General features: G+C 67.4%; 13 protein-coding genes. 2 read left to right on the forward strand and 11 right to left on the reverse strand.

Features of this window, described 5'->3' with window-relative positions; genetic code table 11:
* Positions 1 to 220: 220 nt before the first annotated feature.
* From ACFWPX_RS15825 to ACFWPX_RS15870, 10 genes are all read right to left on the reverse strand, one after another.
* Positions 221 to 1000, reverse strand: coding sequence for an SDR family oxidoreductase (locus ACFWPX_RS15825; RefSeq protein ID WP_378927969.1), 780 nt, complete (start codon positions 998 to 1000; stop codon positions 221 to 223).
* Between the two features lie 74 nt (positions 1001 to 1074).
* On the reverse strand, positions 1075 to 1506 hold the full coding sequence (locus ACFWPX_RS15830) for a PIN domain-containing protein (RefSeq protein WP_378927970.1): 432 nt from the start codon (positions 1504 to 1506) through the stop codon (positions 1075 to 1077).
* Positions 1497 to 1703 (reverse strand): hypothetical protein, encoded by a 207-nt coding sequence (locus tag ACFWPX_RS15835; protein WP_056814932.1) that lies wholly within the window; start codon positions 1701 to 1703, stop codon positions 1497 to 1499. The genes ACFWPX_RS15830 and ACFWPX_RS15835 overlap by 10 nt, the downstream gene beginning before the upstream one ends.
* A 70-nt stretch (positions 1704 to 1773) precedes the next feature.
* Positions 1774 to 2388, reverse strand: coding sequence for a TetR/AcrR family transcriptional regulator (locus ACFWPX_RS15840; protein ID WP_378922293.1), 615 nt, complete (start codon positions 2386 to 2388; stop codon positions 1774 to 1776).
* A gap of 4 nt (positions 2389 to 2392) precedes the next feature.
* Positions 2393 to 3175 carry an enoyl-CoA hydratase family protein gene (locus tag ACFWPX_RS15845; RefSeq protein ID WP_378927971.1) on the reverse strand — a complete coding sequence of 261 codons (783 nt, stop codon included), beginning with the start codon at positions 3173 to 3175 and terminating at the stop codon, positions 2393 to 2395.
* A 156-nt stretch (positions 3176 to 3331) separates the two neighbouring features.
* On the reverse strand, positions 3332 to 4492 hold the full coding sequence (locus ACFWPX_RS15850) for an acyl-CoA dehydrogenase family protein (RefSeq protein ID WP_378922297.1): 1161 nt from the start codon (positions 4490 to 4492) through the stop codon (positions 3332 to 3334).
* 71 nt (positions 4493 to 4563) lie between these two features.
* Complete coding sequence (locus tag ACFWPX_RS15855) at positions 4564 to 6558, reverse strand: acetyl/propionyl/methylcrotonyl-CoA carboxylase subunit alpha (protein ID WP_378927972.1); 1995 nt, start codon at positions 6556 to 6558, stop codon at positions 4564 to 4566.
* Between the two features lie 8 nt (positions 6559 to 6566).
* Positions 6567 to 8165, reverse strand: a complete 1599-nt coding sequence (locus ACFWPX_RS15860; RefSeq protein WP_378927973.1) for an acyl-CoA carboxylase subunit beta — start codon at positions 8163 to 8165, stop codon at positions 6567 to 6569.
* Positions 8162 to 9313 carry an acyl-CoA dehydrogenase family protein gene (locus ACFWPX_RS15865; RefSeq protein WP_378922302.1) on the reverse strand — a complete coding sequence of 384 codons (1152 nt, stop codon included), beginning with the start codon at positions 9311 to 9313 and terminating at the stop codon, positions 8162 to 8164. Before ACFWPX_RS15865 ends, ACFWPX_RS15860 begins: the two co-directional genes overlap by 4 nt.
* Positions 9310 to 11025 (reverse strand): acyclic terpene utilization AtuA family protein, encoded by a 1716-nt coding sequence (locus ACFWPX_RS15870; RefSeq protein ID WP_378927974.1) that lies wholly within the window; start codon positions 11023 to 11025, stop codon positions 9310 to 9312. Before ACFWPX_RS15870 ends, ACFWPX_RS15865 begins: the two co-directional genes overlap by 4 nt.
* Positions 11026 to 11110: 85 nt before the next feature.
* On the opposite strand from ACFWPX_RS15870, the gene ACFWPX_RS15875 reads away from it, so the two are divergent.
* Together ACFWPX_RS15875 and ACFWPX_RS15880 are read left to right on the forward strand one after the other, a co-directional pair.
* Positions 11111 to 11254, forward strand: a complete 144-nt coding sequence (locus ACFWPX_RS15875; protein WP_378922306.1) for a hypothetical protein — start codon at positions 11111 to 11113, stop codon at positions 11252 to 11254.
* A 49-nt stretch (positions 11255 to 11303) separates the two neighbouring features.
* A complete protein-coding gene (locus tag ACFWPX_RS15880; RefSeq protein WP_378922308.1) occupies positions 11304 to 11642 on the forward strand; it encodes a hypothetical protein in 339 nt (112 codons plus the stop codon).
* Here ACFWPX_RS15880 and ACFWPX_RS15885 read toward each other — a convergent pair.
* Entirely contained in the window at positions 11625 to 12461 is an 837-nt protein-coding gene (locus tag ACFWPX_RS15885; protein WP_378927975.1) for an adenylate/guanylate cyclase domain-containing protein, read from the reverse strand. The two genes, ACFWPX_RS15880 and ACFWPX_RS15885, sit on opposite strands and share 18 nt — an antisense overlap.
* Between the last annotated feature and the right edge of the window lie 194 nt (positions 12462 to 12655).

Here is a 12655-nt window from a genome sequence, read left to right on the forward strand (position 1 = left end):
CTTACTAATTATAAACAACAAAACCAACATTAAGTGTACTCCTACCCCCCGACTCGCGGGGCCCAGGCGTAACCCCCCGCCCGCGGGGCCCCCGGCCCCTTCGTGTGGCCGCCCATATGTCGCTCACCATCCGGTCACCACCGCCGCTGCTCGGCCCAACGTCGGCCGCGTCGAAGAGCGGGCGCAGTGGCCTTCGCAGGATCCACCCAGATAAGCCGCGTCAGCGGGCGGCGGGCACCGTGGCGGCGACCCACTCGGCGAAGGACGGACCGGCCAGGGTGGCGTGCGGGGACGGAAGGAGAGTGCCGTTCTCGAATTGCTCGCGGTCGGGGTTGGCGGAGTCGGAGGTTTCGATGATCCGCAGGGCATCGCCGCGAGCCGCGACCAGGGCGGTGGCCGCGGCGGCCATCGTCTCCGGCTGCGGGCCCGCGATCTCGGGGAACGGAATATCTTCGGCGGGAATCGGATTCGCGGCAAGGTCTACCAGCGCCTCGGCGACAGTTCGGGCGGCGACCAGCTGGGTGCGCATACCCGGTATGTAGGCGACGGCGCCCTGGGTGCCCCACCCGACCATGACCTCGACGAGCTCGTGGAACTGCGCGGCACGCAGAATCTGCACCGGCAGCACGCCTTTGAGCAGCTCCTGCTCATGGGCGAGCTTGGCGGCGTTGTACCCGGCGAGCGAACCGTCGATCCCGATGATGGACACCACAACGAGCCGCTCGACCCCGGCCCGCTCCCCCGCCGCGTGCAGGTTCCGCGCGGCTGCGGTGAAGAACTCGGTAGCCACCTGCTGATCAGCCGAGGGCGTACTCGACGCGTCGATCACGATGTCGACCCCGGTCAAAGCCTCGTCGAGCCCCACACCGGTCTCGATGTCGACACCGTTGGCCCGCGAGAAGGCAACGACCTCATGCCCACGCTCGACCAGCACATCCACCACATGCCGACCCAACCGCCCGGTCGCCCCGGCCACCGCGATCTTCTTCTGCTCCGCCATGATCCACTCCTCCGTTGCTTCTTTCGCGTTCACAGAGTCGACGAAGCAGCCGACCGGAGTGTGACATCACCTGGTCAAGATGTCTCGAGACTCCCCCGAGGTGCGATCCAGCGATGGTTGAGGTCCACTACCGATGCGACCGTTTCGAAATCGGAGTCGTAGTGGAAAAGGACAAGTCGGTGTTCGACCGCGATCACAGCGGCGAGCAGATCGTGAATGCCGACCGCCCGGTGGCGGCCCGACCGCGCGAGTTCGCGTTGGATCGTGAAGGCACTGTGCCAGTGTTCGTCATTGGTGGGCAGATACTCATAGGCTGCCCTGCGGCGGAAACGAATCTGTTCGTATTCCGCAGGGCTTCGGGCGCTGTAGAGCGCCTCGGAATCGAGCGGTGCGCACGTGGCGATCAATCCGGCCTCGAGCAGCGGCCCGAGTGCGGCCGCCACGTCCGGATGACGCATCCGAGCCGCCGCGCTGGTGTCGATGAGATAGCGCGCCGTTATCGCCATACGTCGTCGCGCCGATCCTTGTCGGCCATCTCGGCCATGCCGCCGTTGACCAACCATTCGACTTCGCTGGCGCGCGCATGCGCCACCACTGCCGAGTTCAACGCGGCGCGAACTGTATCGGAGACGCCGGCGGTCCCGAGCGCGTCCTGCGCGGACTCGAGTAGCTCGTCGTCGATCTCGATCAGTCGCTTGGTCATCACACATTCCCTCGATATATATTCCCCCATGGCCGAACTATATACCCGGGAAGATGCTGGTCACAAGGGTTCAGTGGGCGATATTCAGTGCCGTGTGGAGAGTGGCGGCCCACTGGTCGACGATCAGTTTGCGGCGCGCGGAGTCGTCGGTGAGGACGTCGGCGAGGCCCAGACCGCGGGCCAGATCGAGAGTGGCTTGGACGAGGTGGTGGGCTACCGGGTCGGAATCGTCGACGCCGAGGGCTTCGACCGCGCGGCGGTGGGAGATCCGGCCGAAGCGGGCTTCGAGGGGAAGGATCCGTTCGCGCAAGGCCGGATCGGCGGCGGCGTGGGTCCAGACCTGTAGGGCGGCCTTGAAGAACGGGGTCGTGTAGGACTCGACGAGCGCGGAAACGACTGCGCGCGTACGGCCTTCGCCCTGGGCGACCGCGTTCACCGTCTCGGCTTCGGCCTTGGCCTGGTCCATCCGGAACTCGAACATGAACTCGAGTGCCGCGGTGATCAGGTCCTCACGGGTGGGGAAATGGTGCTGGGCCGCGCCGCGCGACACCCCGGCCCGTTCGGCGACCACCGACACGGTGGCGGCCGCCCAGCCGGTTTCGGCCAGGCAGTCGATGGTCGCCTCTAGCAGCCGCTGCCGGGTGGCCCGGCTGCGGTCCTGCTTGGGTTCGTGGGGTGTCGCCATCGGACTATTGTGCCCAGCTGGGCGGGCGCTTCTGGAAGAAGGCCGTCATGCCCTCGATCACTTCGGGGGTGCCGAAGAAGCTCGCCGACCGCTTGGCCAGCGCTTCGGCCTCGGCGTCGAAGGTCGCCAGCAGGGCCGCGTTGACCAGTTTCTTGGACTCGGCCAGACCCTGCGGTGAACCCTTGCGCAGCTCCCCGGACAGGCGTTTCACCTCGGCGGCGGCATCCTGCGCGGCCACCGTGACCAGGCCGATCTCCCGCGCGGTCGCGGCGTCGAACTTCTCCCCGGTCAGGAAGTAGCGGCTCGCGGCCCGCTGGTCCAGCCGCGGCACCAGGGTGAGCGAGATCATGAACGGTGCCATCCCGATGCGCACCTCGGTGAGCGCGAAACTGCTGCCCGGTCCGGCGACGACGAGATCGCAGGCGCCGATGATGCCCATGCCACCGGCGCGGACATTGCCGTCGATCTGCGCGATCACCGGCTTGGGTGAGGCGAGGATGCCGCGCAGCACGTCGATCATCACGCGGGTGCGCTCGTCGGCGGCCACGGCGGGATCGGCGTTGCTCGCCTCTTTGAGGTCAGCGCCCGCGCAGAAGGTGTCACCGGTGTGTGCCAGGACGATGCCGCGCACAGCGGGATCTGCTGCCGCGGCGTCGAATCCGACGAGCAGCTCACGAACGAGCTTGGACGAAAGCGCATTCCGGTTGTGCGGCGAATCGAAGGTCAACGTGGCGAACCCGCCGACGACCTCGTAGCGGACGAACGGTGTTTCGGCGACTTCGCTCATCGCATCTCCTAACGGTGAAAGTGTTGTCGGCGCGCAGCGCCCGGGTTCTCGGCCGCCTCGATCTGGACTGACCAGAGGGTGCGACGAAGGAGTGCCCGGCGGGAGGGAAGATCGAGGGAACAGGCCGAGAACCCAGCGCGCCCGCGCGCCAATGATTCAGTACGAGCGCGGCAGGCCGAGCGAATGCTGGGCGACGAAGTTCAGGATCATCTCGCGGCTGACCGGCGCGATGCGCGAGATACGCGCGGCCTGCAGCATGGCCGCCAGCCCCACCTCACGGGTCAGGCCCGAACCGCCGTGGGTCTGAATCGACTGGTCCAGCGCTTTGATGCTGGCTTCCGCGGCCGCGTACTTGGCCATGTTGGCCGCCTCGGCGGCGCCGAACTCATCGCCGGTGTCGTAGAGCGTCGCGGCCTTCTGCATCATCAGCTTGGCCAGTTCCAGCTCGATCTTGACCTGGGCCAGGGGATGCGAAATGCCTTGGTGCGCACCGATCGCGGTCTTCCAGACGGTGCGCTCCTTGGCGTACTCCACGGCCCGGTCGATGGCGTAGCGGCCGAGGCCGACGGCCATCGCGGCACCCATGATGCGCTCGGGATTCAGTCCGGCGAACAGCTGGGCGATGGCCGCGTCCTCGGAGCCGACGAGGGCGTCGGCGGGCAGGCGCACGTCGTCGAGGAACAGCGTGAACTGGTTGTCCGGCTCGATGACGTCCATCTCCTGGACGTTCTTCACCAGGCCGGGCGCGTCCACCGGCACGATGAACAGTGCGGGCTTGAGCTTGCCGGTCTTGTGGTCCTCGGTGCGCGAGACCACCAGGATGGCCTCGGCCTGATCGACACCGGAGATGAAGATCTTGCGGCCGTTGAGGATCCAGTCGCCGCCGTCGCGGCGGGCGGTGGTGGTGATCTGGTGTGAGTTGGAGCCCGCGTCGGGTTCGGTGATCGCGAAGACCATCTTCGACGAGCCGTCGGCCAGCTTGGTCAGCCAGGTCTGCTTCTGCGCGTCGGTGCCGTACTTGGTGATGATGGTGCCGCAGATAGCCGGGGAGACGACCATCAGCAGCAGCCCGGCGCCCTGCGCCGCCAACTCCTCCTGCACCAGCGCCAGCTCGTACATGCCTGCACCACCACCGCCGTACTCCTCGGGCAGGTTCACGCCGAGGAAGCCGAGCTTGCCCGCCTCGTCCCACAGCTCGGTGAGCGGCTCGTTCTTGCGCGAGAGCGGCAGCACGTAGTCGCGGTAGTTGTACTTCGACGCCAGCGCGGCGACCGCCGCCCGCAGCGCCTTCTGCTCTTCGGTTTCGATGAAGCTCATGCTGAACCCTTCTGTCCTGACCCGGAGCCCTCCGTGGTCACGCTTCGCTACCGCCTCCGGGCTTGACCGGATCAGGACGGCTCCTGCTCTTCTTCCTCGACGACGGCGAGGACGGTTCCGACCTCGACCTGCTGGCCGACGGTCACGTTGAGTGCACTGAGAATGCCGGTGGCCGGCGCCGCGATGGTGTGTTCCATCTTCATCGCCTCGAGCCACAGAATGGGCTGCCCCTGCTTGACGTGGTCGCCCTCGGCGGCACCGAGGCGGATCACGCTGCCCGGCATCGGCGCCAGCAGCGAACCGGCCGCGACCTGCTCGGACGGGTCGGTGAAGCGCGGCAACCTGCGCACGGCCACCGGGCCGAGCGGGGAGTCGATCGCGACGAGGTCGTCGTAGCGGGCGATCTCGAATTGCCTACGCACCTGGCCACGTTCGCCAGGAACACCGAGAACGACGCGATCGGGAGCGACCGAGATCAGCTCGAGGCCGTCGTGGCCCTCGACCGCGACACCGGTGCGGGTGAAGCGGTAACGCACCTCGTGCGTGCCGGTGGTGCGGCTCTCGTAGGACTTGGTCTGTGGCAGCGAAGCCAGGTTGCGCCAGCCGCTCGGGGTGAGTCCGGCCAGGCGCGAGGTGCCGCGGTTGGCCGCCGAATCGGCAAGTGCCGCAGCCACGACCGAGAGCGCCTCGTCGGCCTCCGACGCCAGCGGCGCCGAGAGCACGGCCAGATCATGGGTGGCGAAGAAGGCGGTGTCGGTATCACCGGCGAGGAAGGCCGGGTGACGCAGCACGCGCACGAGCAGATCGCGATTGGTGACCAGGCCGTGGATCTTGGCACGCTGAAGCGCGGTGGCGAGCAGATGCGCCGCCTCCGCACGGGTTTCGGCGTAGGAGATCACCTTGGCCAGCATCGGGTCGTAGTGCACGCCGACCACCGAGTTGTCCACCACACCGGTGTCGAGGCGCACGCCGGGCTGGTCGAGAACGGTGAATTCACCGGCGGTGAACGGGATCTCGATCTTGTGCACCGGGCCGCTCTGCGGCTGCCAGTCGTGCGAGGGATCCTCGGCGTAGAGCCGGACCTCGATCGAGTGACCGCGCTGCGCGGGCTGGGCAGCGGGCAGCGGCAGGCCCGAAGCCACCTGCAACTGCAGGCGGACCAGGTCGAGGCCGGTGGTCTGCTCGGTGACCGGATGTTCCACCTGCAGACGGGTATTCATCTCCAGAAAGAAGAAGTCACCCTTCTCGTCGGCCAGGAACTCGACGGTGCCCGCACCCTCGTAACCGATCGCCTCAGCGGCCAGCCGCGCCGCCTCGAATAGCCGATCACGCATGCCGTCGATCTTCTCGACCAACGGTGAGGGCGCTTCCTCGACGACCTTCTGGTGACGACGCTGAATCGAGCACTCACGCTCACCAACAGCCCAGGTCTTGCCGAAAGTGTCCGACATGACCTGGACTTCGATGTGACGGCCGGTCTCGAGGTAGCGCTCGCAGAACACCGTCGGATCCCCGAAGGCCGACTCGGCCTCGCGCTGGGCGGCGGCGATCTGGTCGCGCAACTCGGCGAGGTCGCGCACCACGCGCATGCCACGACCGCCACCACCGGCGGACGCCTTGATCAGCACGGGCAGGTGCGCGTCGGTGACCTCGGCCGGGTCGAGCTCGGCGAGGACGGGGACACCGGCGGCGTCCATCATCTTCTTGGACTCGACCTTGGAGCCCATCTGCTCGATGGCCGCGACCGGCGGACCGATCCACACCAGCCCCGCGTCGAGCACGGACCGCGCGAATTCGGCGTTCTCGGAGAGGAATCCGTAGCCGGGGTGGATCGCATCGGCACCGGCCGAGAGCGCGGCCTCGATGATCAGCTCACCGCGCAGGTAGGTCTCGGCGGGGGTATTGCCGGGCAGCCGGACGGCGGCGTCGGCCTCGGACACATGCGGTGACGCCGCATCGGCGTCGGAGTAGACCGCGGTGGTGCCGATACCCATCCGACGGCAGGTGGCGAACACGCGGCGAGCGATCTCACCACGATTGGCAACAAGAACGTTCGTAATTGTCATGTCGCGACTCACATTCGGAAGACGCCGAAGCCCTCGGCGCCCTTGATCGGGGCTGTGTGAATGGCCGACAGAGCCATTCCCAGCACGGTGCGGGTGTCGCGGGGGTCGATGATGCCGTCGTCGAAAAGCCTGCCCGACAGGAACATCGGCATGGCCTCGGCCTCGATCTGCGCCTCGACCATCGCGGCGAGACCGGCGGCGGCCTCCTCGTCGAACGGCAGGCCCTTGGACTCGGCCGCGCCGCGTTGCACGATGGTGAGCACGCCGCCCAGCTGCGCCCCACCCATGACGGCGGATTTCGCACTCGGCCAGGCGAACAGGAAGCGCGGGTTGAACGCGCGTCCGCACATGCCGTAGTGCCCGGCGCCGTAGGAGGCACCGACCAGCAGCGAGATGTGCGGCACCGTGGAGTTGGCGACCGCGTTGATCATCATCGCGCCGTGCTTGATGATGCCGCCGTGCTCGTACTCCTTGCCGACCATGTAGCCGGTGGTGTTGTGCAGGAACAACAGTGGGGTGTTCTTCTTGTTGGCCAGCTGGATGAACTGGGTGGCCTTCTGCGATTCCTCGGAGAACAGCACGCCGCGCGCGTTGGCGAGGATGCCGATCGGGTAGCCGTTGATCTCGGCCCAGCCGGTGACCAGGCTCGAACCGTAGAGCGGCTTGAACTCGTCGAAGTCGGAGCCGTCGACCACGCGGGCGATGACCTCGCGGGGATCGAACGGGATCTTGAGGTCCGATGGCACGATGCCGAGCAGTTCCTCGGGATCGTAGATCGGCGAGATGACCTCGGCGCGCGGCTCGGGGCCCTGCTTCTTCCAGTTCAGGCGACGAACGATATTGCGGCCCAGGCGGATCGCGTCCTGCTCGTCGGCGGCCATGTAGTCGGCCAGACCCGAAGTGCGGGCATGCATTTCGGCGCCACCGAGGGTTTCGTCGTCGGAATCCTCACCGGTGGCCATCTTCACCAGGGGCGGCCCGGCGAGGAAGACCTTCGCGGCTTCCTTGACCATCACCACGTAGTCGGACATGCCGGGAATGTAGGCGCCACCCGCGGTGGAGTTGCCGAAAACCAAGGAGATGGTGGGGATTCCGGCCGCCGATGCCTGGGTGAGGTCGCGGAACATCGCGCCACCCGGGATGAACACTTCCTTCTGCGTCGGCAGGTCCGCACCGCCGGACTCGACCAGGGAGATCACCGGCAGACGGTTCTCCCGGACGATGTCGTTGATGCGCAATGTCTTGCGCAGCGTCCACGGGTTCGACGTGCCGCCGCGCACCGTCGGGTCGGGCGCCACGATCATGCACTCGACACCCTCGACGAGGCCGATACCGGCGATCGTCGACGCGCCGACGTGGAAGTCACTGCCCCAGGCGGCGAGTGGGCACAGTTCGAGGAACGGCGAGTCCTCGTCGAGGAGCAGTTCGATGCGCTCACGGGCGGTCAGCTTGCCGCGCTTGTGGTGCCGGGCCACCTTCTCGAGGCCGCCACCGGCGATGGCCTTGGCGAACTCCGCCTCGACCTCGGTGAGCTTGGTCGACATGGCCTCGGCAGCCGCGGTGTACTCGGGCGAGCCGGTATCGATGATGGAACGGAAGGTCGTCACGACTGGTACCCCAATACTTTCGACGCCAGCATGGTCAGGATCTCGTTGGTGCCGCCGCCGATACCGATGATGCGCACATCGCGGTAGATGCGCTCGACCTCGGCCTCACGCATGTAGCCCATTCCGCCGTGCAGCTGCACGGCCTGATTGGCCACCCATTCGGCGGTCTCGACGGCATTGTTCTTGGCGAAGCAGACCTGAGCGATCAGGTTCTGGTCACCGGCCGCGTAGCGCTCGACCAGCGCGCGCGTGTAGGTGCGCGAAATATCCACGCGCTGAGCCATATCGGTCAGCGTCATCTGCACCTTCTGGCGGCTGATGAGCGGGCGGCCGAAGGTCTCGCGATCGCGGCACCACTGCACGGTGAGATCGAGCGCGCGCTGAGCCAGCGAATACGCCTGCACCGCGAGGCCGACCCGCTCGCTGACGAACGCGGCGGCGATCTGCGCGAAGCCACTGTTCTCGGCGCCGACCAGATTCGTCGCGGGCACCCGCACGTCCACATACGACAGCTCGGCGGTATCGGAGGCCAGCCAGCCCATCTTCTCCAGCTTGCGGCTGACGGTGAAACCGGGCGTGCCCTTCGGCACCAGGATCAGCGAAACACCCGCCGCACCAGGGCCGCCCGTGCGGACCGCGGTGACGACGAAGTCGGCGCGGCACCCCGAGGTGATGAAGGTCTTTGCGCCGTTGATGACGAAGTCCTCGCCGTCGCGCACGGCGGTGGTGGTGAGGTGGCCGACATCGGAACCACCGCCGGGCTCGGTGATGGCCAGCGAGCCGATCAGGTCACCGGCCAGCGTCGGCTTGGCCCACTGATCGATCTGGGCCTGGTTGCCCGAGGCGATCATGTGCGGCAAGGCGATTCCGCAGGTCAGCAGCGAGGCCCACAGCCCACCGGACGCACCGGCGACATGGAACTCCTCCCCGACGATCACCGAGTCGATGGCGTCGCCGCCCTCGCCGCCCGCCGATTCCGGGTACTCGATGCCGAGCAGGCCGAGTTCGCCTGCCTTCTTGTGCAGCTCGCGCGGCAGCTCGCCCGCGCGCTCCCAGGAATCGAGGTCGGGCAGGATGTCCCGCTCGACGAACCCACGCACGGTGGCGCGCAGCTCTTTTCGTTCCGGCGTTTCCCAAACAGACGTCATGCGAGCAGCTCCGTCGGCAGATCGATGTGGCGAGAGCGCAGCCATTCGCCGAGCCCCTTGGCCTGCGGGTCGAAACGCGCCTGGTAGGCGACGCCCTTGCCGAGCAGGCCGGAAATGATGAAGTTGACCGCGCGCAGGTTGGGCAGCACGTGGCGGGTGACGGTCAGTTCGGCCGTCTCGGGGAGTAGCTCCTGCAGCTTTTCGACGGTGAGGGTGTGTACGAGCCAGCGCCACTGGTCGTCGGTGCGCACCCACACGCCGATATTGGCGTCACCGCCCTTGTCGCCGCTGCGGGCGAGGGCGATCGTGCCGAGCGGCACGCGACCGGTCTCGGAGGGCGGTAGCGGAGCGGGCAGCTCGGGTTCGGAAACAGGTTCGAGAACAAGGGTTTCCGTGGCGGGGGCGATATCGACTCGGGTGCCGTCGGCCAGCACCGCGACGTGCGGCACCTCGTGTGCGTCGACGAAGCCGGGGGTGAAGACACCGTAGGGCGAACCGTTTCCGGGCAGCGCGGTGAAGCTGGCACCTGGGTAGCTGGCCAGCGCCAATTCCACCGCGACACTGGAGAACCCGCGGCCGACCTTGTTCGGGTCCGCATCGCGCACCACACAGCGCAGCATCGCGCTGGCCTGCTCCTCGGTTTCGGCGTCGGGGCGGTCGAGGCGGGCCAATGTCCAGGTGAGCTCGGCGGGCTTGTCCGGCAGCCAGGATTCCAGCTGTCGTCGCGCCAGTTCGGCTTTGGCTTCGATATCGAGGCCGGTGAGGATGAACGACATCTCGTTGCGGAAGCCGCCGAGGGTGTTGAGCGAGACCTTGAGCTGCGACGGCGGGGCTTCACCGGTCACGCCGCTGATCAGCACGCGATCCTTGCCCTCCTGGCTCAGCGCGATGCTGTCCAGGCGGGTGGTGACGTCGGGTCCGGCGTAGCGCGCGCTCTGGATCTCGTACATGAGCTGGGCTTCGACGGTGTCGACGGTGACCGCGCCGCCGGTGCCGTCGTGCTTGGTGATCACGCAGGATCCGTCGCGACGGATCTCGGCGATCGGGAAGCCGGGGCGGCCGAGGTCACCGAGTTCGGTGAAGAAGGCGAAGTTGCCGCCGGTGGCTTGGGTGCTGCATTCGATCACGTGCCCGGCCACCACGGCACCGGCCAGTGCGTCGTAATCGGTTCGGCCCCAGCCGAAGTGGGCCGCGGCCGGGCCGACGATCACCGAGGCGTCGGTGACGCGGCCGGTGACGACGATGTCGGCGCCGGAGTTCAGGCATTCGACGATGCCCCACGCGCCGAGGTAGGCATTGGCCGTGAGCGGCTGACCCAGGTCGAGCTCGGCGGCGCGCGCGACCAGATCGTCGCCCTCGACATGCGCGATCTTGGCGTCCAGCCCGAGGTCGGCGGCGACCTTGCGCAGTCGCTCGGCCAGCCCGGCCGGATTGAGCCCGCCGGCGTTGGTGACGATCTGCACGTTCCGCTCGAGCGCGAGGGCCAGACAATCCTCGATCTGGCGCACGAACGTCTTGGCGTAGCCGAGACTGGGGTCCTTCATCCGGTCGCGGCCGAGGATCAGCATGGTGAGCTCGGCGAGATAGTCGCCGGTCAGCACGTCGAGCTGCCCGCCCTCCAGCATCTCGCGCATAGCGCTGAGCCGGTCACCGTAGAACCCGGAACAATTCCCGATCCGGATCAGGTCCGGGTCAGCGGAGAGAGCACTCATGGCACCCAGGATCGCAGCGGTTCAGAAAAAAAGCAAGCATGCGTGCTTGTTAATCTTGCGCAATCGACCAGGCAAGATGGAGTCCATGCTGTCCGTCCTTCTCTTCGCCCTCGCCGGATTCCTGCTCGGCGGCGCGTACACGACCTGGAAGAACAATCGCGCGATGGCGATCGGCCTGATCGTCGCCGCCGTACTCGCGGGCCTGGGCGCCGTGCTCTGGTTGGAGTAGCAAGACTTTCGCAAGATCAGGGCAAGACGAAAGCTGTTGGCTTGCCGACATGTTCACTTGGTATGTCGGCCTGCTCGCAGTCAGCGGCCTCGCGATGATCATCATGGCCAATATCGACAACGGCCGCAGCGAGCTCTCGCGCGGGCTCAACGCGGTGTTCGGCATCGCGTTCCTCGGCTACGCGGGGTACCTGGCGTTCGTGTTCGAAGGTGGCGACTACCTGATCTTCTTCCACGCGTTCATCCTGCCGGTGCTGCTGGGAATCGACTTCGTGCGCTCGACGAACTGGCAGGCGCTGACCACCAGGCCGACACCGACCCAGCAGGCCTTCCGCGCGTACTGGAAGGAACAGGATCGGCTGGAAAAGCGCTCAGCTCGCCGTGTGTAGCTTGAAGATCCTGACGTCTTCCGGGACGCCGGTGAGCGGTGCGGCCCAGAAGTTGCGCTTGTACGGCTTGGCGGTCACGCCCAGCTCGTCGAGGGTTTCCGGGCGCAGCGCGGCCAGGGTGGTGCTGGACAGCATCGTGTTGCCGTTGCCGCCGGCCTCCATCATCCTGGCGGCGATATTGACGTCGACGCCGAGCCAGTCGCCACCGATCTCGCGGGGCGAACCGGTGTGCAGGCCGACCCGCATGCGCGGGGTGTAGCCGCCGATCTCGACCTCGGCGAGATTGCGGCGAGCCGCCAGCGCGGCGCGCACCGCACGATCGGGCGAGGAGAACACCGCCATCAGCCCGTCGCCCATTCGCTTGACCACCTGACCGCCACGCTCGACGATCGGCGGCTCGATGGCCTTGGCGACCTTGCGCAGCAGTTCCAGGGTGCGCTCGTCGCCCACCGACAGCGACCAAGTCGAGAATCCGACCAGGTCGGTGAACACGACGGTCACCTCCTCGGTGCCACGTCCACGGCCGATCCGCTCCAGCCCGGCCTGCCACACCTGAAGGGCACCGAAACCGATTTCCCTGGCCGCGGTCGGGGCGCCACCGGCGATCTTGTCCGCCGCCCTCGCCACCGCGCGCGCACCACCGGGCCCCGTCACCGAGAGCGGATCGCCGAACGCAGGGTCACCGGGCAGCTGTTGACGCGCCTTGCGCACGGCACCGATGACGTCGGCCCGGCGGTTGGCGGCCTGTAGTTTCGACGAGATCTGGGCGCGCTTTCTGCCTGCGCGCGCACCGCGGTCGGATTCGGCGGATTCACTCACGATCGGCTCCAGCGGAATGGACACCTCCGCAGCGGCGTCGCGCCGCGGACTCCCCCCGCCAGAAGGCGTTTCACTCACGCCAAAAGGTTATATCACCGGACGACGACCGCCGGGGGCGGGGGGGTGTGGGGGCGGGCCGGGGGGCGCCGGCGGGTTGTGGAGACTAGCACGGGAGTGGGGCGGGGGTGTGCGTA

It is taken from the genome of Nocardia sp. NPDC058518, from assembly GCF_042719655.1.
Classification (GTDB): Bacteria; Actinomycetota; Actinomycetes; order Mycobacteriales; family Mycobacteriaceae; genus Nocardia.